Genomic DNA, 19,598 nt, shown 5'->3' with positions numbered 1-19,598 from the left:
CCGTACGCCCGGAAGGGTACGTAACCATGCGCGGCCACATCATCGTCAGCGGTGACGACGCGCTGGCGACCACGATCGTCGAGGAGCTCAACAACGCCGGCGTGCACATCGTCAAGCTCAGAACCGCCGGCGAACTCGACCACGCGGAGGTCGCCCGCGCCCGCGCGGTGATCTGCGTCGGGGACGACGACGCGACGAACCTCGAAATCGCGCTGCTAGCAAGGAAAATTAATCCGCGGGTGCGCGTGGTGGCACGGCTGGGCAATGACGTCTTGCGGACGGCGATGGCCGCCGACAAACGCCCCGGGGCGATCCTGGACGTCGCCGACCTGGCGGCGCCCTCGGTCGTCGAGGCCTGCCTGGCACACACCGTGCACCCGTTCGAGGCGGCGGGCATCGAGTTCGTCGTCTCCGGCGCGGAGGCACCGTACAGCGCGACGCTGCGCGAGATCTACGGCGATCTGGCACCCGTGGCGGTGATCCACGGCGAGGACTGCGCCACCCCTGGCGAGGTGGTGTCCTGCCCGGGCCGTGATCTGGCGGTGCACGCCGGCGACTGGACCGCGATGATCGGCACCGCGGACGAGCTGGCCGCCCGCGGCATCAGGGTCCCGCGGCCGACCGTCACGCGCTACCGCCTGCCCCGGCTACGGCGGACGCTCGACAGCGTCCGCGCCCTGCGTGACGACGTCAACCCGATGTTCGGGCGGGCCTTGATGGCCGCGGCTTGCCTGCTGCTCGGATCGACCGTGGTGCTGCGCTTCTGCTACCAGCCCAACCCGAAGATGACGTGGCTCGACGCGCTGTATTTCAGCACCGAGACGATCGCCACGGTGGGATACGGCGACTTCAGCTTCCTCCAGCAGCCCACTTGGCTGCGGCTCTACAGCATCATGCTGATGTTCGCGGGCGTGACAACCACGGCGCTTCTGGTCGCTTTCATCGCCGACCTGCTGATATCGCGACGATTCGCCCACTCCGTCGGACGCCGCCGGGCCCGCCACCTGCGTAACCACGTGATCGTCGTCGGGCTCGGCTCGTTCGGCAGCCGAGTGGTGGCCGACCTGAGGTCGGCCGGATACGACGTCGCCGTGATCGAGCGCGACGAGAACAACCGCTTCCTGTCGACGGCCGCCGACCTCGACGTGCCGGTGATCTTCGGCGACGCCACCCTGCGTCAGACGCTGGAGGCCGCCCGCGTCGAGCACGCCCGCGCGGTGGCGGTGCTGACGCAGGACGACATGGTGAACATCGAGACCGGGATCGTGCTGCGCGAGATGCTGGGGCCGCGGGTGATGCCCGACGTCGTGCGACCCGACGTGCCGCTGGTGTTGCGCGTCTACGACCGCAAGCTGGGGGCCGCGGTGGCGCAGCGGTTCGGATTTGAGAACGTCCGGTCGACCGTCGAACTCGCCGCGCCGTGGTTCATCGGCGCCGCGATGGGCCTGCAGGTGCTGGGCACGTTCTCGGTCGGGCAGCGCTCCTTCATGGTCGGCGGCATGCATGTGGCGCCCGGCAGCGAGCTCGACGGGCTGAAGATGTTCGAACTGTCCACCCAGACCCGCGTCATCGCGATCACCCGGCAGGATGCGCCCGTCGAGCTGCATCCGCGACGGGACGCCTGGCTCCGCGGCGGTGACACCGTCTACCTCGTGGGCCCCTACCGCGAGTTGATGGCCACGCTGCGCAAGGGACAGCCTCCGCAACAGCCGGCCGCCGGGGAGGAACGCGCGTCGGCCTGACCGCTACAGCCGGCCGGCCACGTCCGCGGCGCGACGCAGTTGGTCGATGTCGGAGCTCGTCGGGATGAGCTGCACATCGTCGGTGCCGATCGCCTCGAATTTGCGCAGCACGTCCAGCAGCTCTTCCTCGGTGCCGGCCCAGCCGGTCGTCGGCGCCATGGCGTCGACGTATTCCGGCGGTATCCAGTTCATGTACCGCCGCAGATGACGATGCACCTGAGCCCGCGACTCTTCGGGCGACCCGAACGCGAACCAGAACGACGTCACCAGGTGCGGTTTGCCTTTGCCCGCCTGCGCCCACGCGTCGCGGGCGACGTCGAACAACTCGTTCTGCTTGGCGACGTCGAGATCCAGCGTGGTGCCCGCCAGCCCGGCGGCCCAGGAGGCGGCGCTGCGGATGGTCTTCGGGCCGATGCTGCCCACGAACAACGGTGGACCGCCGGGCTGCACCGGAGCGGGCCCGACCGGCAGGACCGACTCGGTGAGCTTCTCGCCGGCCCACACCCGCTTCATGACGGCCACGCGTTCGGCCATGTCGCGCATGGTCTGGGTCGCCGGGTCGGCGCCGACGGCGTGGTAGTCCTCGTGCCGCCCGCCCACGCCGATGCCCACGCTCAGCCGGCCGCCGCAGAGCATGTCCCCGGTGGCGAGCGCCTTGGCGAGCATGACCGGGTCGTGCAGCTGCGGCACGATCACCGTCGTCAGCAGACGCACCCGGCGGGTCCAGGCGGCCAGCGCGCCCAACAGGGTGAGGTTGTCCGGGTTCTCGAATGCGATGCGCTCGCCCCAACACAGCGACGAGAACGGGCCGTCGTCGATCGCGCGTGCCCAGTCCTCCAAGATTTCCGCGGTCAAGTCCGGCTCCATCACCGGCAGCGTCATCGCAATTCGCACGCGGCGATTCTGGCATGACCGTCAACATCCGGTGGCGCAAGTGGCAGCATGGAGCAGATGGGTTTCACCAGCAGTTCCATCGCGCACGTTCGCCTCACCGTCACCGAGATTGAGCGATCCCGGCAGTTCTACGAGAGCGTGTTCGGTTGGCCGGTCCTGCTGGAGGTGCCCGACAACGCCGACGAAGCGACCCGCAAGCAGCTGAGCTTTCTGTTCGGTGGCGTCATCTACGACCTCGGCGGCACGCTGCTCGGGCTGCGGCCCGTCGCGACCGACCGCTTCCACGAGGATCGCGCCGGGCTCGACCACATCGCGTTCCGGGTCGCCAGCAAGGACGAATTAGACTCCGCGGCAGCGCATCTCGATGAACTGAACATCGCGCACGAGCCGGTGAAAGACATCGGCCCGTCTTACATCCTGCAATTCCGCGATCCCGACAACATCGCCCTCGAGCTCACGGCGCCCAAATAGGAGAAGTCCATGGCCATCAGTTTCAACCACACCATCGTGGCGTCCCGCGACAAACACGAGTCCGCTGAGTTCCTCACCGAGCTGTTCGGCCTGCCCAGCCCAAAACCGTTCGGCCACTTCATGGTTGTCCAACTCGAGCACGGCGTCAGCCTGGACTATGCGGACGCTCCCGAGGGCGCCGAGATCCCGCGGCAGCATTACGCGTTCCTGGTGTCCGAAGAGGAGTTCGACGCCATCTACGCCAAGATCTCCTCACGCGGCATGCAGCACTGGGCGGACCCGGGGGCCAACCGGCCGGGCGAGATCAACCACAACGACGGCGGCCGCGGGGTGTACTTCCTGGACCCGTCGGGCCATGCCATGGAGATCCTGACCCGCCCCTACGGGTCGGGGGGCCAGCGCTAGCGCCTATTCGCCCGCGCGGGGCGTGCCGTGCCGCACGCTTTCCTGCGTCCGATAGTCGTCGGCGAACTGCGCGACGTGCTTCGGCAGCGCGTTCGCGGCGACGTCGGCCAGCGTCGTCTCCTCCAGCACCGAGCGCATGCTTGCACGCAGCGCCCGCCACACGTCAGTGAGCGCCGCGGTGGGCCCCGAGTACGGTAAGTCCCCCAGACCGATGTCGCGCACGCTCGCCAGCGGCCCGTCGATGCAGCGCAGCACGTCGGCGATGCTGATCTCGTTGCCGGGCCGGGCCAGTTCGTAGCCGCCTTCGCGGCCCCGATGGCTTCTGACCAGGCGGTCGGTGCGCAGATTGGTCAGGATGTCGACGAGGAACTGCGGCGGGATGCCCTGCGCCTGGGCCAAGTCGTCGGTCTTCACCAACGTCCCGTCGGGGACCGTGGCGAGCTGGACCATGGCCCGCACCGCGTACTCCGCCTTAGCCGACATGCGCACTCTGAGGATTGTGCCACCCGCCGGCGGCAATCAGTCGCAGCCGGGCGGCGTCGCGCCGGACAGCCGAAACCGAGCGGCGCGCTAGGCGCGCGATTCGAGCAGGTTGACGATGCTTTGCGCCTGCTCCTCGACGCTGAGCTCCGGGGTCAGCCGCAGGTCGGGATTCGACGGCGGTTGATACGGGCTGTCGATGCCGGTGAAGTGTGCGATCTCGCCGGCGCGGGCCTTGGCGTAGAGCCCCTTGGGATCACGCTGCTCGCATTCCTCGATCGGGGTGTCGCAGAACACCTCGACGAAGTCGAACCCCGCCGCGGCGTGCACATTACGAGCCATCTCGCGTTGCTCGGTCAGGGGGCTGATCACCGGCACCAGCACGACGTTGCCGCAGTCGGCGAGCAGCGCCGCCACATGCGCCAGCCGCCGCAGGTTCTCGGCGCGGTCGGCCATGCTGAATCCCAAGTCGGCGTTCAAACCGTGCCGCAGGTTGTCACCGTCGAGAACGTAAGCGGGCACACCCTTTTCGAGGAGCTTCTGCTCGACGAGCATGGCCACCGAGGACTTGCCGGAGCCGGAGAGGCCGGTGAACCACACCGTCTTGCCCCGCGGCCGGGCTTCGGCCACGGCCGACGACTTGTGCCGCACGGTGTTCGGGCTTGCCGTCTGTGCCGAGACGTCCCGCAGCACCATCCCGGCCGCCACGGTGCCGTTGGTGTGCGGGTCGATGAGGATGAACGATCCGGTGCTGGCGTTGCGGGTGTACTCGTCGAGTAGCAGCGGCACCTGCGTGCGCAATGAGATGCGGCCAAGTTCGTTGAGCTGCAACGCCGTTGCGGCCTTGTCGCGATGCAGCGTGTTCACGTCAAGCCGGTAATCCAGCCCTGTCACTCTCGCCCGGGTGGTGCGGGTGGTGTGTTTGATGACGTAGTCCCGGCCGGGTTCGAGCGTCGCGTCGTCGGCCATCCAGCACACGGTCGCGTCGAATTCCTGGGCCACCCGGGGATGGTTGTTGGTGCGGGCGATGAGATCACCGCGCGAGATGTCGATCTCGTCGGCCAGGCTGATGGAAACCGCCATTGGCGGAAATGCTTCTTCCACTGGACCATTCGGCCCATCGATGGCGGTGATCCGGGTGGTCTTGCCGATCGGCAGGACGACGACTTCGTCACCCGGGCGCATGACCCCGCTGGCCACGGTGCCCGCATAACTGCGGTGGTCCTGGTGCTCGCGGGTGTGCGGCCGGATGACGTACTGGACGGGGAATCGCACGTCGACCAGGTTGCGGTCGCCGGCGATGTAGACCTCCTCCAGGTGCGACAGCAGCGCCGGGCCCTCGTACCAGGGCGTCTGGTCCGACTTGGTCACCACGTTGTCGCCGTGCAGCGCGGACATCGGGATGGTGGCGACGTCGTGCACATCAAGGCGCGCGGCGAACGCGTGGAATTCGTCGCGGATGGCCTCGAATTTCTCTTTGTCCCAGCCGATCAGGTCCATCTTGTTGACGGCCAGAACGATGTGCTGGATGCCCAGCAGCGAGGCCAGGAAGGCGTGCCGGCGGGACTGTTCCAGCAGCCCGTGCCGGGCGTCGACGAGGACGATCACCAGCTGGGCGGTCGACGCACCGGTCACCATGTTGCGGGTGTACTGGATGTGGCCCGGAGTGTCGGCGATGATGAATTTCCGCTTGGGCGTGGCGAAATAGCGGTAGGCGACGTCGATGGTGATGCCCTGCTCGCGTTCGGCGCGCAATCCGTCGGTCACCAGCGCCAGGTCGGTGTAGTCGTGGCCGCGCTCCTTGGACGTCTGCTCCACCGCCGCCCATTGGTCCTCCATGACGGCCTTGGAGTCGTACAGCAGGCGGCCGATCAGCGTGGACTTGCCGTCGTCGACGGAACCCGCGGTGGCGAGGCGAAGCAGCGTGGTGGGTGTGGCCATCAGAAGTACCCCTGCCGTTTGCGGTCTTCCATCCCGGCCTCCGAGATCCGGTCGTCGGCCCGGGTCGCGCCCCGTTCGGTGAGGCGGGACACCGCGGTCTCCGCGATGACCTCACCCACCGTCGCGGCCTCCGACTCGACGCATCCCGTGCAGGTCACGTCGCCGACCGTGCGGAAACGCACCGTCGCTTCGAACACCGGCTCGTCGTCGCGTGGCTGCATGTGCCGGTCGACCGCCAACAGCATGCCGTCGCGGCGAAACACCTTGCGCCGGTGGGCGTAATAGATCGAGGGCAGCGCGATGTTCTCCGCGCCGATGTAGGACCAGATGTCGAACTCGGTCCAGTTGGACAACGGGAAGGCCCGGATGTGCTCGCCCTTGTGGTGCCGGCCGTTGTACAGGTTCCACAGCTCGGGGCGCTGCGCCTTCGGGTCCCACTGGCCGAACTCGTCCCGGAAGCTGAACACCCGCTCCTTGGCGCGCGCCTTCTCCTCGTCGCGACGGGCGCCGCCGAACGCCGCGTCGAACTTGTTCTCCCGGATGGCGCGCAGCAGCGTCACGGTCTGGATCGAGTTGCGTCCCTGCTTCGGCTCGACGACGCGGCCGGCGTCGATGTCCTCCTGGACCGACGCGATCACCAGGCGCACCCCGTGCTCCGCGACCAGCTCGTCGCGCGTCGCGATCACCTCGTCGAAGTTGTGCCCGGTGTCGACGTGCATGACCGGGAACGGCAACCGGCCGGGGCGGAACGCCCGCAGCGCCAGGTGCAGCATGACGATGGAGTCCTTACCGCCGGAGAACAACAGCACCGGCCGCTCGAACTCGGCGGCCACCTCCCGGATGATGTGGATCGCTTCGGCCTCGAGCGAGCGCAGATGGCTCAACTCGTACTGGCCGGCGGCGGGGGCCGCCTTCAGATCGCTGGTCATGGCTTCCCTTGGTCAATAAACCTGGTAGAGTCGGTCAAGTTTGGCAGATTTGCCATCCATAGCATCAGTTCGGGGCGGCGGTTGTCAAGTGCGCGCCGTTCGTGGCGCGCACGACGTCCACCCGACGGATCGGGCCAAGACGGGCGGCGACCCTTTTCCGGCGGGCGCCCGGTGCGACAGCATGGACGGATGTCCTCTGACCCTGCACCGGCCGATCCTCCGCCGAGCGGCCGCGACGTCATCGCCCGATTCCTTCCCCAATCACCGTTCGTCGCCAAGCTGGGCATCGTCGCCGACCGGCTCGACGAGCACGAGGTGCGCCTGCGGCTGCCCTGGAATCCCGCCAACGTGACGATCGGCGACATGGTCCACGGGGGCGCCATCGCCACCCTCGCCGACGTCACCGTGATGGCGGCGGCATGGTGCGGCGCGCAGGCACCCCCCGAGTTGCGGGGCGTGACCGTCTCGATGGCGTTGGACTTCATGGCGCCGGCCCGGGCCACCGACGTGATCGGCGTGGGCCGGGTGTTGCGGCGTGGCCGCTCGCTGGTCAACTGCGAGGCCGAGATCGTCGACGCCCAGGGCACGCTGGTGGCGAAGGCCCTCGCCACCTACAAGGTCGGCTGAGCGCTAGGCCTTGATTTCCTGAAGCTTCCCCGTGGCGACGTCGAAGACGAATCCGCGCGCGGACTCGTGCTTGGTCACGAACGGGCTGTTCTCGATGCGGCGCAACGACTGCCGGACGTCCTCGGCGACGTCGGGAAAGGCTTCGGCCGCCCACGCCGGCTTGACGCCGGTCTCCTCTTGAATGGCGCGCTTGAAGTCATCGTCGGTGAACGTGAGCATCCCGCAGTCGGTGTGGTGGATCAGGATGATCTCCCGCGTGCCCAGCAACCGCTGACTGATGGCCAGCGAGCGGATGACATCGTCGGTGACCACTCCGCCGGCGTTGCGGATAACGTGCGCCTCGCCCTCGTTGAGACCCAGGGCGCGGTAGACGTCGAGGCGGGCGTCCATGCAGGCGACGACCGCGACGTGTTTGGCGGGCGGCATCGGCAGCGGGCCCTGAAATGTGCTGGCATACTGCGCGTTGTTGGCCAGGTAATCCTCGGTCACCGTCACGTCAGCCTCCTCGGGAGTGTCGCAGCACCGCGGTGGATGTTAACAACGGGCCACCGAATATTGACGCATGAAAATCAGCCGGATCACAAGGATCCGGTCGACGCACCGGGCCGGTACCGGCCGGGCTCGTTAACCTGTCCCAATGCGAGACGGGCGGTGTGATCGGGGATGATTCGTTTCTTGGCGCGCCGGTTGCTCAACTACGTCGTGCTGCTTGCCCTGGCCTCGTTCCTGACGTTCTGCCTGACGTCGGTGGCCTTCAGGCCGTTGGACAGCCTGTTGCAGCGCAGCCCGCGCCCACCGCAGTCCGTCATCGACGCCAAGGCCCGCTCGCTCAACCTGGACAAGCCGATACCAATCCGCTACGCGCAGTGGGCCTCGCACGCCGTGCGCGGCGACTTCGGCAAGACCATCACCGGCCAGCCCGTCGGCGCCACCCTCTGGCGCCGGGTCGGTGTGACCCTGCGGCTCCTGGTTGTCGGTTCGCTGGCGGGCACCGTCCTGGGCATCGCGGCCGGGGCCTGGGGGGCGATTCGCCAGTACCGACTCAGTGATCGCCTCGTCACCATGGTGGCGTTGCTGGTGCTCAGCACGCCGACGTTCGTCATCGCGAATCTGTTGATCCTCGCCGCCCTGCGGGTGAACTGGGCGCTGGGTGTGCACCTATTCGACTACACGGGGGAAACGTCGCCCGGCGTGACCGGCGGCGCCTGGCACCAGCTGGTGGACCGGCTGCGGCATCTGGTCCTGCCCACGCTCACGCTGACGTTGGCCGCCGCCGCCGGGTACAGCCGATATCAGCGCAACGCGATGCTCGACGTGCTGGGCCAGGATTTCATTCGCACCGCGCGGGCCAAAGGGCTCACCCGCCGGCGGGCGCTGGTCAAGCACGGGCTGCGCACGGCGCTCATCCCGCTGGCCACCCTGTTCGCCTATGGGGTCGCCGGGCTGGTCACCGGCGCGGTGTTCGTGGAGAAGATCTTCGGCTGGCACGGCATGGGTGAATGGCTGGTGCAGGGCATCGCGACGCAGGACACCTACATCATCGCCGCGATCACGTTGTTCTCCGGAACGGTGGTGCTGCTGGCGGGTCTGCTCTCGGATGTGTTCTACGCCGCCCTCGATCCGCGGGTGCGGGTGTCATGACATCCGAGGCCAAAGTCGATGCTGCTCAAGGAATTCCGACGCCGAAGGCGGAGTTCACCTCGCGCCGCACACTGGTGCTGCGCAGGTTCGTGCGCAACCGGTTGGCGGTCGCGTCGCTGACGCTGCTGGTGCTGCTGTTCGTCGGTTGCTACGCGCTGCCCTCGGCGCTGCCGTACTCCTACGACGACCTCGACTTCGACGCGCTGTTGCAACCGCCGAACACCCGGCATTGGCTCGGCACCAACGCGCTCGGGCAGGACTTGTTGGCGCAGATCCTGCGGGGCATGCAGAAGTCGATGCTGATCGGTGTCTGCGTGGCCGTGATCTCCACCGGCATCGCCGCCACGGTCGGATCGATCGCCGGCTACTTCGGTGGCTGGCGGGACCGGGCGCTGATGTGGTTGGTCGACCTGCTGCTGGTGGTGCCCAGCTTCATCCTGATCGCCATCGTCACACCGCGGACCAAGAGTTCGGCCAACATCCTGATGCTGGTGCTGCTGCTCGCCGGATTCGGCTGGATGATCAGCTCTCGCATGGTGCGCGGCATGACCATGAGCCTGCGCGAACGCGAATTCATCAGGGCCGCACGGTACATGGGCGTGTCCAGCCGCCGGATCATCCTGCGCCACGTGGTGCCCAACGTGGCTTCGATTCTGATCATCGACGCCGCCCTCAACGTCGCCTCGGCCATCTTGGCCGAGACCGGGCTCAGCTTCCTCGGCTTCGGCATCCAGCCGCCGGACGTCTCGCTGGGCACGTTGATCGCCAACGGCACCCAGTCCGCGACGACCTTCCCGTGGGTGTTCCTGTTTCCCGCGGGTGTGCTGGTGTTGATCCTGGTGTGCGCCAACGTGACCGGGGACGGCCTGCGCGACGCGCTCGACCCCGGCAGCGGCATGTTGCGGGGTGGTGCCCCGTGAGCGCCCTGCTGGAGGTCACCGACCTGGCCGTCAGCTTCCCGACGGACGGCCAGCCGGTGACCGCGGTGCGCGGCATCAGCTACAGCGTCGCCCCCGGCGAAGTCGTGGCCATGGTCGGCGAATCCGGCTCGGGCAAATCGGTTTCGGCGCTGGCGGCGGTGGGCCTGCTGCCCGAGTATGCGCGGGTGCGCGGCTCGGTGCGCCTGCACGGCACCGAGCTGCTCGGCCTCGGCGACGACGCGATGTCCCGCTTCCGCGGCAAGACCGTCGGCATGGTGTTCCAGGACCCGATGTCGGCGCTGACACCCGTCTACACCGTCGGGGACCAGATCGCCGAGGCGATCGAAATCCACCAGCCGAACGTGGGTAAGAACGCCGCCCGGCGGCGCGCGGTGGAACTGCTCGAGCTGGTCGGTATCGCGCAACCGGAGCGGCGGGCCCGCGCGTTTCCCCATGAGCTGTCCGGTGGTGAGCGCCAGCGGGTGGTCATCGCGATCGCGATCGCCAACGACCCGGACCTGTTGATCTGCGACGAGCCCACCACCGCGCTGGACGTCACCGTCCAGGCACAGATCCTCGAGGTGCTCAAGACCGCGCGCGACATCACCGGCGCCGGGGTGCTGATCATCACCCACGACCTCGGCGTCGTCGCCGAATTCGCCGACCGGGCGCTGGTGATGTATGCCGGCCGGGTCGTCGAATCCGCCGGCGTGCACGATCTCTACCGCGATCGCCAGATGCCTTACACCGTAGGGCTGTTGGGGTCCGTGCCGCGGCTCGACGCGGTGCAGGGCACCCGGTTGGTGCCCATCCCCGGCGCGCCGCCGTCGTTGATTGGGCTGGAGCCGGGGTGCCCGTTCGCGCCGCGCTGCCCCCTCGTCATCGACGCATGCCGCGCGGCCGAACCGGAGTTACTGCCGGTCGGGGTGGATCACCGGGCCGCCTGCATCCGCACCGACCAGGTCAACGGACGCACCGCCGCCGAGATCTACGGTGTCAACACCTCCGCACGCGGGGAACTGTCCGGTGACTCGGGGGTCGTCGTCCGGGTGCGCGACCTGGTCAAGACGTTCCAGCTGACGAAGGGCGTGGTGTTGCGCCGCACCGTCGGTGAGGTCCGCGCGGTCGACGGCGTCAGCTTCGAGCTGCGGCAGGGCCGCACCCTGGGCATCGTCGGCGAGTCCGGTTCGGGAAAGTCGACCACCCTGCACGAGATCTTGGAACTCGTTGCGCCGCAATCCGGCTCCATCGAGGTCCTCGGCGCCGACGTCGCAACCCTGAGCGCGTCGCACCGGCGGTCGTTACGCCGCGACATCCAGGTGGTATTCCAAGACCCGGTGGCCTCACTGGATCCACGGCTGCCCGTGTTCGAACTCCTCGCCGAACCGTTGTCGGCCAACGGATTCGGTAAGGACGAGACCAACGCGCGCGTCGCCGAGCTGCTCGACATCGTTGGATTGCGCCGAGCCGACGCCGCCCGGTACCCCGCCGAGTTCTCGGGAGGGCAGAAGCAGCGCATCGGCATCGCGCGGGCGCTGGCACTGCAACCGAAGATCCTGGCGCTCGACGAGCCGGTCTCCGCCCTTGACGTCTCCATCCAGGCCGGCATCATCAACCTGCTGCTCGACCTTCAAGAGCGGTTCGGCCTGTCGTATCTCTTCGTCTCCCATGATCTTTCGGTGGTCAAACACCTCGCGCACCAGGTGGTGGTCATGCATGCCGGCAAGATCGTCGAGCAGGGCGACAGCCGACAGGTGTTCGGCGACCCCCAGCACGAGTACACCCGGCGACTGCTGGGCGCCGTGCCCCAACCGAATCCGGGCAAACGTGTCTAGGCGGGTGACTGCGGCGCTCGTCGCGGTGGCGCTTGCCGTCTCGGGATGCTCGCCGGCCATCAACTTGGCGCCGCAGACCGGTCAGAGCGCCCAGATCGGGACCACCAGCGATATCAACCCGCAGGACCCGGCCACGCTGCAAGACGGGGGCAGCCTGCGGCTCGCGCTCAGCGACTTCCCGCCCAACTTCAATGTCCTGCACATCGACGGCAACTCCGCCGAAGTGGCCGCGATGATGAAGGCCACCCTGCCGCGGGCGTTCATCCTCGGCGCCGACGGATCGACCACGGTCGACACCGATTACTTCACCAGCGTCGAACTCACCGGCACCGCACCGCAGGTGGTGACCTACACCATCAACCCGCGGGCCGTGTGGTCCGACGGCACACCGATCACCTGGGAGGACATCGCCAGCCAGATCCACGCGTTGAGCGGCTCCGACAAGACGTTCGAGATCGCCGGCCCCAGCGGCGCCGACCGCGTCGCTTCGGTCACCCGGGGCGTCGACGACCGGCAGGCCGTCGTCACCTTCGCCAAGCCGTACGCGGAGTGGCGCGGCATGTTCGCCGGTAACGGCATGTTGTTCCCCAAGAGCATGACGGCCACGCCGGAGGCGTTCAACAAGGCCCAACTTACCGCGCCCGGCCCGTCGGCCGGCCCCTTCATCGTCACGTCGCTGGACCGCACGACGCAGCGGATCGTGCTGTCCCGCAACCCGAAATGGTGGGGCGCCCGCCCGCGCCTGGACAACATCACCTACCTGGTGCTCGACGATGCCGCGAGGCTGCCCGCGCTGCAGAACAACACGATCGACGCGTCCGGCGTCGGCACCGTCGACCAGCTGACCATCGCGCAGCGCACGAAGGGTATCTCGATCCGGCGCGCCCCCGCCCCCGCCTGGTCCCACTTCACCTTCAACGGCGCCCCCGGATCGATCCTGTCCGACAAGGCGCTGCGCCTCGCGGTGTCCAAGGGCATCGACCGGCGCACCATCGCCAAGGTCGTCCAATACGGCCTCACCAGCGATCCGGTGGCGTTGGGTAACCACATCTATGTCGCGGGGCAAAAGGGTTACGAGGACAACAGCGCGGTCGTCCCTTACGACCCGGACGCCGCCAGGCGGGAGCTCGACGCCCTGGGATGGAAGCTCAACGGCCAGTTCCGCGAAAAGAACGGCCGCCAGCTGGTCATCCGCGATCTGTTCTACGACGCCCAGGGCAGCCGGCAGTTCGCTCAGATCGCGCAGCACAGTCTGGCGCAGATCGGCGTCAAGCTCGACCTGGTGGCCCGCTCGGGCAGCGGGTTCTTCACCAACTACATCAACGTCGGGGATTTCGACATCGCCCAATTCGGTTGGCTCGGAGACGCGTTCCCGCTTTCGGCACTCACTCAGATCTACCTGTCGACCGGCGAGAGCAACTTCGGCAAGATCGGCAGCCCGCAGATCGACGAGGCGATCGAGCGGACCCTCGAGGAGCTCGACCCCGGCAAGGCGCGGGCCTTGGCCAACGACCTCGACAAGCTCATCTGGGCCGAGGGGTTCAGCCTCCCGCTGACGCAATCCCCCGGTGACGTCGCCGTGCGCAGCACACTGGCCAATTTCGGCGCCGCGGGACTCGGCGACTTGCGCTACACCGCCATTGGATTCATGCGCGGCTGACCCGGCGGCGCAGCCGCGCCGGGATCGGCAGGGCGCCCTCCAAGGTCGCGGCCACCCCGATCATCTTCCACAGCAGGCGCAGCTCGGGCCGCGCCGGAAGGGCATCGAGCGCAGGCGCTTTCGCGGCGAGCCCGTCGATTTCGCCCCGGCACACCGCTCGGGCGATGGCGATCGCGGCGGGCTCGCGGAAGTCGAGCGCGCTGTGCGCCATGGTAGGCAGTTTCAAGAGCACCACGTTGGGCAGCAGCGCGGCCACACGGTCGGCGACCGCCGGCGGGGTGATGAGGTCGCGGCCGCCGGAAACCACCACGGTAGGCCAGCCGAAATGCGGCATCTCGGCCACCAGGTCGTAGGGTTCGTCCTCGAAAGTGGCTGTCTCCGTGCGTGCTTCGCGTTCCGCCACGGCGGGGTCGAGCGGCAGCCCGTCGGGTTCGGCGGCGTAGTTCAGTTCGCGGAACGCGATGCGGCTGACCAGGTCTTCCTCGTAGCGATACGGCAGGTTGCTCAGGGTGGCGAACCGGGACAACGCCCACCACAACAGCTTTCGACCGTCCAGCAGCAGGTCGAGTTGCCGCTCGAGGAGCTCGGCGCCGCCGTAGCCGTAAATCGTCGCGACCACCTGGGTGGCCGCCGCGGTCATCACCCCCGCGTCGACGAGTTTGCGCATTTTGGGCGCCAGCGCGGCCGTTTCAGGGCTGTCGCCCCTGAGCAGCAGCCTGCGGATCGCGCGGCGCACGATCACGATGTCGTGCCGGGACAGCAGCGGCGAATCGAGGATCATGGCCCGCACGCGGCCCGGATGGCGCACACCGAACCCGGAGGCGATGTAGGTGCCGTACGACGCACCGTAGATGACGGCGGTGTCGACGTGGGCGTCGTCGAGCACGGCGGCGATATCGTCGACGACCTGGTTCACCGTGATCGCCTCGGGAGGCAGGTCCGCGCCGGAGTCGTCGTGCCGCGACATGCCAACCCCGCGGTGTTCGATCATGATGACGTCAAGGCCGGCCGCGGCCGCGCGCCGCCGCAGCCCCTTGTACATCTGCACCGACGCGACCCCGGGTCCTCCCGGGATGATGACCAGCGGATGTGCCGATTTCCGCCCGGCGCGCACGTAGTAAAGGTCGAACTCCTCGCTGCTGTCCGGCGAGATCGGGCGGCGCACGGGCCGCACACCGGGCAACGCCGCGAGCTTCTCCTGCACCCGGCGCCGTTTCGCGTTCATCGTCATCGGTGTCGGCCCGCCATGACACCATTCTGCCGGGCCTGCCGACGGGCATCGCGTCTGGCGTGGTCGACGCGGCCCAGCGCGGGTGCTAGGCGCTCAGATCGATGCGGTGAGCGCCCTTGACGCCGTCGTAGCGGTCGGGACTGCAGGTGAGCACGATGACCTGGCCGTGCGTGCCCACCGTGTCGAAGACCTCCCCCATCTTCGCCAGCCGGTCGGGGTCGGTGAACCCCAGCGCGTCGTCGACGACCACCGGAACGGCGTCCTGCTTGGCGACGAGGGCGGCGCCGGCCAATCGCGCCAGGATGCCGAGTTGCTCCTTGGCCCCACCCGACAGGGAGTCGTAGGGCACCGTGACGCCATTGAGCGTGCGGCTGCGAATGCAGAGGTCGCTGTCGATCTCGACCTCGAACGTGGGACCGAACACCGGGCGGCCCAGCCGTTGCAGTTCCGCGCGGTAGGGCTCGACGTACCGCTGCCGGGTGGTGTCGCGGTGACGCGTCATGACCGAGCGCAGCAGCCGCGCCGCCCTCGCCCGGCCGCCGACGCGGATGTGCTCGCTGGCGGCGTGTTCGCGTTCGGTTTCCGCGGCGTCGAGCTTGCCCTGCCGGCCCTCGCCGCCCATCACCGAGAGTTCGATGGTGATCTCGCGCAACGCGCGAGCGGCCTCTTCGTAGCGCTCGCGCAGCTCTTCGGTTTCGGTGATGGCGGCGCGCAATTCGGCATTCACCGCGTCCGGCCGTGCCGCCGCGAGCGCCTCCGCGAGCTCGGTGTGCCGACGTTCGGCGGCCGAAGCGGCCTGCACCGCCGTGTCCGCGGCCGACGCGAGTTCGTCGTCGCCGGCCGAGGCCCGCTCCTGGGCCAGCCGGTCGGTGGCCGCGTCGAGCTCACCTCGTTGGTTTTTCAGCTCGTTTTCGAGAACCGTTGCGCGGGTGACCAGCTCGGTCAGCCGGGTGGTAACGGCGGTGGCGTCCCCGCGGCGGTCGTCGCATGCGGCCATCGCGGCCCGGCTAGCCGTCTCCAGCGCATCGAGCTCGGCGCGGGCGGCGCCGATGTCTGTCGCCGGGGTGTCCGCCTCGACGGGTTGCGTGGCGCGTAGCTGCGCGAGTCGCGCACGCAACTCGCCGATCTCTTCGTCACCGCACAGGCCGGCCAACGTGGCGCTCAGTTGATCGCGGCTGCCCTGGAGTTCGCGGCGACGCTGATCGGCAATCCGGGCCGCCGCCAGGTCTTCGGCCCGCGCCTCGGCCAACGCTGCGGCCAATTCTTCCTGCGCCGCGGCGTGTTTCGCTTGGACATCGAGGGTGGTTGCGCCGGGAGTGATCCGCGCGGTCAGGACGCCGGGGACCTGGACGGCGGTGGGCCCGGTCGCCGTGATGGACCAGGTTTGCCCCTCGGACAACGCGATCAGTTCGCCACCGATGGACAGTTCGATGTCCGCGGCCGCGGTCAACTCGACCGCCGCGGACGCCGACGTCAACTGGTCGCCGATGCGGTCGACCGCGGCCGCGGCCGTCTCGATGCGGCGCAGCTGCTGCTCGGTGATCGTGATCTTTCCGAGTTCGGCGCACACACCGTCGCGGTCGCGTTGGATGGCCTCGATCTTGGTCAGTCGGGCGCTCAGCCGGTCGGCCTCCTCGCGGTCGGCGAGCAGAGCGACTGTGCGGCGGGCGGATTCGGCGCGGCGATGCAGATCCGCGACGGCATCGGCGGCCTGCTGAGCGGCGACGTCGGCGGCCTCGGCCTCGACCCGCGTCACCGCGCACGCGTCGGCGGCTTCTTTTGCTTGCGCCTCAGCGGCTACGACAGCCGCTGTGCGGGTTTCGATTTCGGCGAGCAGCTGCAGCCGTGAGTTGCGAGCCGTGGTCGCGGCGGCGCTGGTCGCCGCCGCGGCGGTGGCGATCAGCTCGGCCTCCCGCGCCTGGCCCGTCAATTCGGCGACCTTTTCCGCGGCCTCCTGCGCGGCGGTGAGCCGGGGGCGCGCCGCGATGCGCTGCTGGGACAAGTCGGCCACCTGCTGCGTCAGGGCGGCGTGTCGCCCAACCCGCTCGTCGACCTCGGCGACCGCAGCCGCGCACTCCGCGACCGCGGCTTCGGCGTCGGCCAGGCGGGTAATCGCGGCGGCCCACTCCCCGGTGGGGCGACCCGTCGGAGTGAAGTAGCGGCCGTATTCGGCGTCGATGCGTTCGATCAGCAGCGGCTCGGTGCCGGACAGCGCCGCGGCATCCCCGGCCGCCACGTCGAGCGCGCGCGACAGGGCGTCGCAACCGGACAGGTCGACCGCTGCGGTCGACGCGGACTGCAACACCCGCTGGGCGTGCCACAGATCGCTGTCCACCGTCTCGGCCAGCATCGCGCGGACCCGCTCGTGGGCCTCGTCACCGGTGAGCTGCTCGCGGTGCGGCGACTGGATGGTGAGCTCGGTTTCGCACTTCTTGTGAAAGCGCTTGCGATAGGTGAAACGGTAAGGCCCACAGCTCAATTCGGCGCTCACCTCGGAGCCGACGTCGCTGTGCGTGGGCTTGACCTGCTTGACTTCCTTCTTCGTCGAGCGGTCCCTGGACTCCAGCAGCAAGTCCAAGGCCTCGATCATCGACGACTTGCCGATCTCGTTGGCGCCACACACCACGACGACGCCGTGGTCGGGAAACTCGATCTCCCGATGGGTGATGCCGCGGTAATTCGTCAGGGTCAGGCGGTGCAACTTCATGCGGCGCCCCGGTCGGTGAGGCGCAGCAACAGCGCCAGCGCCCCCTGTGCGTCGACAGCGGTCTCGGAGTCTCCCTCGCGCGCGGTTGCCACCAGCTCGTCAACCGCCGCGGCGGCGAATCCCCCGATACCCAGGTCACTGAATTCGCCGTCGGCCGGAATGACCGCGAGGTCGGTGTGGCTGTCCCATGTACGCAGGTGGGCGAATAGCCGGGCGTACCGGTCCAGGCAGGCGTCCAGCGCCGCACGGTCGGTGACCGTCAGGGACCCGGTGAGTGCCAAGCGCACCACGGTGCGGTCCTTTTCGGTCATCAGGTCCAGGTTCAGGTCGAGGTCGGCGATGTCGCGTCGACTGTCGACCTGGTGGTGCATGGTGACGAAGCGCCACCGGCCGACGTGCCGTGATTCCACCGAGGCGGTGCGGTGTGGGTCGTTTTCGTCGATCTCCACGATGAGGACGTGACCGGGGTCGGATTCCACGTCGTCGAAGTTGGTGACTTCCGGCGATCCGGAGTACCAGATCCGGCCGCTGTCACCGACATTCGTGCGTGAGTGCTTATCTCCCAGCGCGACATAGTGCACCGTGCCGGTCGCCAGCGCGTGCTCCACGGCGGCCAGCCGGATCAGCGAGGGCTTGTCCCGGTCCGGGTCCAGGACGTCGACCCCGCCGTGCGCGACGAGGATCCGGGTGACCGGCTGGGGCGTGAGGCCATCGAGAACGTCGGCGACCAGGTCGGTGGTCGGCGCCTTGGATCGCCAAGGCGCGGCGACGATTTCCAACCCGGGCCGTACCTGATGGACTCCGGCCCGGTCGAGCACCACCACGTTGTCGGGACGTTCGGCGGTGAACAGGGCGCTGGAGTACACCGAGGACGCGTCGAGCGGGTCGTGGTTGCCCGGCAGGAGGTAGACCGGAATCCCGATGGCGCGCATGGCTTCCAACGACTGCCCGACGACCTGCGGGGGAAGCTGATTGTGCTCGAAGACGTCGCCGGACACCACGATGAATTCCGCGCCCACCTCCGCCGCCAGCACGCCCAACCCCGCCACCGCGTCACGCCGGGCGGCCGAGTACCGCGGCTGGGCGTCACCGGCGAGGAAGTGCCGGGTCATGCCGAGCTGCCAGTCGGCGGTGTGCAGGAATCGCATGGCGGCGGCTCCCTTTCGGACTGCGTGATTACCAGGGCATCGCGAGCTTAGATCCGCGGACCGACAAGACGCGGGACCTCGCCCGGCAGGTCTCCGAGCGGCTATTTTCGGCTTTTTGGCGGCGCCCCTGCGAGCGCCGAGAACGCGGGCCGAATCTTTTTTCGCGCCAATTTTTTGAGTGTGCATCTGTGGCGGTTTTGGGGGCCGTTTTTGTCGGTGGGGGTGGCTAGTTTGGCGGTATGAGTCCACATGGTCATCCCGACGCCGAGGCGGTGTTCGATGACTTGGATTGCGTGTTGGCCCGCGCCCGCGCGTTGCCGGTGGAGGCGATGACGGTGCAGCAGCAGCTGGCGATGTTGGAGCGCTGCGAGCAGGTGCGCCGCCAGTTGCCGGCGCTGGAGCATCCGCTGATCAACAACCTGGCCCATCAAGCCACCCCCGAAGAGCTCGGTGGCACGCTGGCGCATGCGGTCGCCGAGGCGACATTGATCAGCCGCGCCGAGGCGTCACACCGGGTCAAGGAGGCGGTGGATCTGGGCCCGCGGCGCGGGTTGACCGGGGAACCGCTCGAGCCGATGCTGCCGGCCACCGCGGCCGCCCAGCGAGAGGGAAAGCTCGGTGCCGGGCAGGTGGCGGTGATCCGGAAGTTCTTCCACCGGCTACCCGGCTGGGTCGATGCGGTGACCCGCGCCGCCGTCGAGGCTGACCTGGCCGCCCACGGAACGCACTACCGGCCCGAACAATTGGCCGCACTGGCCGACCACGTGGCGGACTGCCTGAACCCCGACGGCAGCTACACCGACGCCGAGCGCGCGCGGCGCCGTGGCCTGACCCTGGGCCGCCAGGGCCCCGACGGCATGTCCGAGCTGCGCGGCCTGCTGACCCCCGAGGCCCGCGCCACCCTCGAGGCGGTGCTGGCCAAACTCGCCGCCCCGGGCATGTGCAACCCGGCCGACGACACCCCCTG

Annotated in this window: 17 protein-coding genes; 9 read left to right on the top strand and 8 right to left on the bottom strand. The window is 68.6% G+C overall.

The window, feature by feature from the left end; all coding sequences use genetic code 11:
• Positions 1–26 precede the first annotated feature (26 nt).
• Entirely contained in the window at positions 27–1,742 is a 1,716-nt protein-coding gene (locus tag A5681_RS14875) for an NAD-binding protein (protein WP_067275967.1), read from the top strand.
• A 3-nt stretch (positions 1,743–1,745) separates the two neighbouring features.
• On the opposite strand, the gene A5681_RS14870 is transcribed toward A5681_RS14875, so the two are convergent.
• A complete protein-coding gene (locus A5681_RS14870; RefSeq protein WP_067275964.1) occupies positions 1,746–2,624 on the bottom strand; it encodes an LLM class flavin-dependent oxidoreductase in 879 nt (292 codons plus the stop codon).
• Between the two features lie 69 nt (positions 2,625–2,693).
• Between A5681_RS14870 and A5681_RS14865 the strand changes: the two genes are divergently transcribed.
• Together A5681_RS14865 and A5681_RS14860 are read left to right on the top strand one after the other, a co-directional pair.
• The gene (locus A5681_RS14865) at positions 2,694–3,107 is read left to right on the top strand and encodes a VOC family protein (RefSeq protein ID WP_067276015.1); all 414 of its coding nucleotides are present in this window, start codon (positions 2,694–2,696) and stop codon (positions 3,105–3,107) included.
• 9 nt (positions 3,108–3,116) lie between these two features.
• Positions 3,117–3,512 carry a VOC family protein gene (locus tag A5681_RS14860; RefSeq protein WP_067275960.1) on the top strand — a complete coding sequence of 132 codons (396 nt, stop codon included), beginning with the start codon at positions 3,117–3,119 and terminating at the stop codon, positions 3,510–3,512.
• Between the two features lie 3 nt (positions 3,513–3,515).
• Here the strand turns inward: A5681_RS14860 and A5681_RS14855 are convergent, their stop codons facing one another.
• The 3 genes from A5681_RS14855 to cysD all read right to left on the bottom strand — a co-directional run bounded on the left by A5681_RS14855 (position 3,516) and on the right by cysD (position 6,862).
• A complete protein-coding gene (locus A5681_RS14855; RefSeq protein ID WP_067275957.1) occupies positions 3,516–4,001 on the bottom strand; it encodes an Rrf2 family transcriptional regulator in 486 nt (161 codons plus the stop codon).
• Positions 4,002–4,082: 81 nt separating this feature from the next.
• Positions 4,083–5,933, bottom strand: a complete 1,851-nt coding sequence (gene cysC, locus A5681_RS14850; protein WP_067275953.1) for an adenylyl-sulfate kinase — start codon at positions 5,931–5,933, stop codon at positions 4,083–4,085.
• Positions 5,933–6,862 (bottom strand): sulfate adenylyltransferase subunit CysD, encoded by a 930-nt coding sequence (gene cysD / locus A5681_RS14845; RefSeq protein WP_067275950.1) that lies wholly within the window; start codon positions 6,860–6,862, stop codon positions 5,933–5,935. Before cysD ends, cysC begins: the two co-directional genes overlap by 1 nt.
• A gap of 189 nt (positions 6,863–7,051) precedes the next feature.
• Here cysD and A5681_RS14840 point away from each other — a divergent pair, with 189 nt between their 5' ends.
• Positions 7,052–7,489 (top strand): PaaI family thioesterase, encoded by a 438-nt coding sequence (locus A5681_RS14840; protein ID WP_067275947.1) that lies wholly within the window; start codon positions 7,052–7,054, stop codon positions 7,487–7,489.
• A 3-nt stretch (positions 7,490–7,492) separates the two neighbouring features.
• Here A5681_RS14840 and A5681_RS14835 read toward each other — a convergent pair whose 3' ends face one another.
• Positions 7,493–7,984: a beta-class carbonic anhydrase gene (locus tag A5681_RS14835; RefSeq protein WP_067275944.1), complete on the bottom strand. Its 492-nt coding sequence runs from the start codon at positions 7,982–7,984 to the stop codon at positions 7,493–7,495.
• A gap of 168 nt (positions 7,985–8,152) precedes the next feature.
• On the opposite strand from A5681_RS14835, the gene A5681_RS14830 reads away from it, so the two are divergent.
• The 4 genes from A5681_RS14830 to A5681_RS14815 are packed head-to-tail and all read left to right on the top strand — an operon-like array spanning position 8,153 to position 13,545.
• Positions 8,153–9,130, top strand: a complete 978-nt coding sequence (locus A5681_RS14830) for an ABC transporter permease (protein ID WP_067275940.1) — start codon at positions 8,153–8,155, stop codon at positions 9,128–9,130.
• Positions 9,127–10,050, top strand: a complete 924-nt coding sequence (locus A5681_RS14825) for an ABC transporter permease (protein ID WP_067275936.1) — start codon at positions 9,127–9,129, stop codon at positions 10,048–10,050. The genes A5681_RS14830 and A5681_RS14825 overlap by 4 nt, the downstream gene beginning before the upstream one ends.
• The gene (locus tag A5681_RS14820) at positions 10,047–11,885 is read left to right on the top strand and encodes an ABC transporter ATP-binding protein (RefSeq protein ID WP_067275933.1); all 1,839 of its coding nucleotides are present in this window, start codon (positions 10,047–10,049) and stop codon (positions 11,883–11,885) included. Before A5681_RS14825 ends, A5681_RS14820 begins: the two co-directional genes overlap by 4 nt.
• Positions 11,866–13,545 (top strand): ABC transporter family substrate-binding protein, encoded by a 1,680-nt coding sequence (locus A5681_RS14815; protein WP_067276012.1) that lies wholly within the window; start codon positions 11,866–11,868, stop codon positions 13,543–13,545. Before A5681_RS14820 ends, A5681_RS14815 begins: the two co-directional genes overlap by 20 nt.
• On the opposite strand, the gene A5681_RS14810 is transcribed toward A5681_RS14815, so the two are convergent.
• From A5681_RS14810 to A5681_RS14800, 3 genes are all read right to left on the bottom strand, one after another.
• Positions 13,532–14,776 carry an alpha/beta hydrolase gene (locus tag A5681_RS14810; protein WP_067275930.1) on the bottom strand — a complete coding sequence of 415 codons (1,245 nt, stop codon included), beginning with the start codon at positions 14,774–14,776 and terminating at the stop codon, positions 13,532–13,534. The genes A5681_RS14815 and A5681_RS14810 overlap by 14 nt on opposite strands.
• An 85-nt stretch (positions 14,777–14,861) precedes the next feature.
• The gene (locus tag A5681_RS14805; RefSeq protein ID WP_067275927.1) at positions 14,862–17,483 is read right to left on the bottom strand and encodes an AAA family ATPase; all 2,622 of its coding nucleotides are present in this window, start codon (positions 17,481–17,483) and stop codon (positions 14,862–14,864) included.
• A complete protein-coding gene (locus A5681_RS14800) occupies positions 17,480–18,631 on the bottom strand; it encodes a metallophosphoesterase family protein (RefSeq protein ID WP_067275924.1) in 1,152 nt (383 codons plus the stop codon). Before A5681_RS14800 ends, A5681_RS14805 begins: the two co-directional genes overlap by 4 nt.
• A 239-nt stretch (positions 18,632–18,870) precedes the next feature.
• Here A5681_RS14800 and A5681_RS14795 point away from each other — a divergent pair.
• Positions 18,871–19,598: DUF222 domain-containing protein (locus A5681_RS14795; RefSeq protein WP_156737988.1), on the top strand; the 728-nt coding region annotated here is incomplete at its 3' end.

It is taken from the genome of Mycobacterium scrofulaceum (assembly GCF_001667885.1).
Classification (GTDB): domain Bacteria; phylum Actinomycetota; class Actinomycetes; order Mycobacteriales; family Mycobacteriaceae; genus Mycobacterium; species Mycobacterium scrofulaceum_C.
This window is presented reverse-complemented; position numbering and strand designations above follow the sequence as displayed.

Coding starts and splice junctions, on each gene's coding strand:
- A5681_RS14800 (WP_067275924.1), bottom strand. CDS start 18,631: ATGCGATTCCTGCACACCGCCGACTGGCAGCTCGGCATGACCCGGCAC.
- A5681_RS14875 (WP_067275967.1), top strand. CDS start 27: ATGCGCGGCCACATCATCGTCAGCGGTGACGACGCGCTGGCGACCACG.
- A5681_RS14810 (WP_067275930.1), bottom strand. CDS start 14,776: ATGACGATGAACGCGAAACGGCGCCGGGTGCAGGAGAAGCTCGCGGCG.
- A5681_RS14840 (WP_067275947.1), top strand. CDS start 7,052: ATGTCCTCTGACCCTGCACCGGCCGATCCTCCGCCGAGCGGCCGCGAC.
- A5681_RS14870 (WP_067275964.1), bottom strand. CDS start 2,624: ATGACGCTGCCGGTGATGGAGCCGGACTTGACCGCGGAAATCTTGGAG.
- A5681_RS14830 (WP_067275940.1), top strand. CDS start 8,153: ATGATTCGTTTCTTGGCGCGCCGGTTGCTCAACTACGTCGTGCTGCTT.
- A5681_RS14805 (WP_067275927.1), bottom strand. CDS start 17,483: ATGAAGTTGCACCGCCTGACCCTGACGAATTACCGCGGCATCACCCAT.
- cysD (WP_067275950.1), bottom strand. CDS start 6,862: ATGACCAGCGATCTGAAGGCGGCCCCCGCCGCCGGCCAGTACGAGTTG.
- A5681_RS14865 (WP_067276015.1), top strand. CDS start 2,694: ATGGGTTTCACCAGCAGTTCCATCGCGCACGTTCGCCTCACCGTCACC.
- cysC (WP_067275953.1), bottom strand. CDS start 5,933: ATGGCCACACCCACCACGCTGCTTCGCCTCGCCACCGCGGGTTCCGTC.
- A5681_RS14860 (WP_067275960.1), top strand. CDS start 3,117: ATGGCCATCAGTTTCAACCACACCATCGTGGCGTCCCGCGACAAACAC.
- A5681_RS14825 (WP_067275936.1), top strand. CDS start 9,127: ATGACATCCGAGGCCAAAGTCGATGCTGCTCAAGGAATTCCGACGCCG.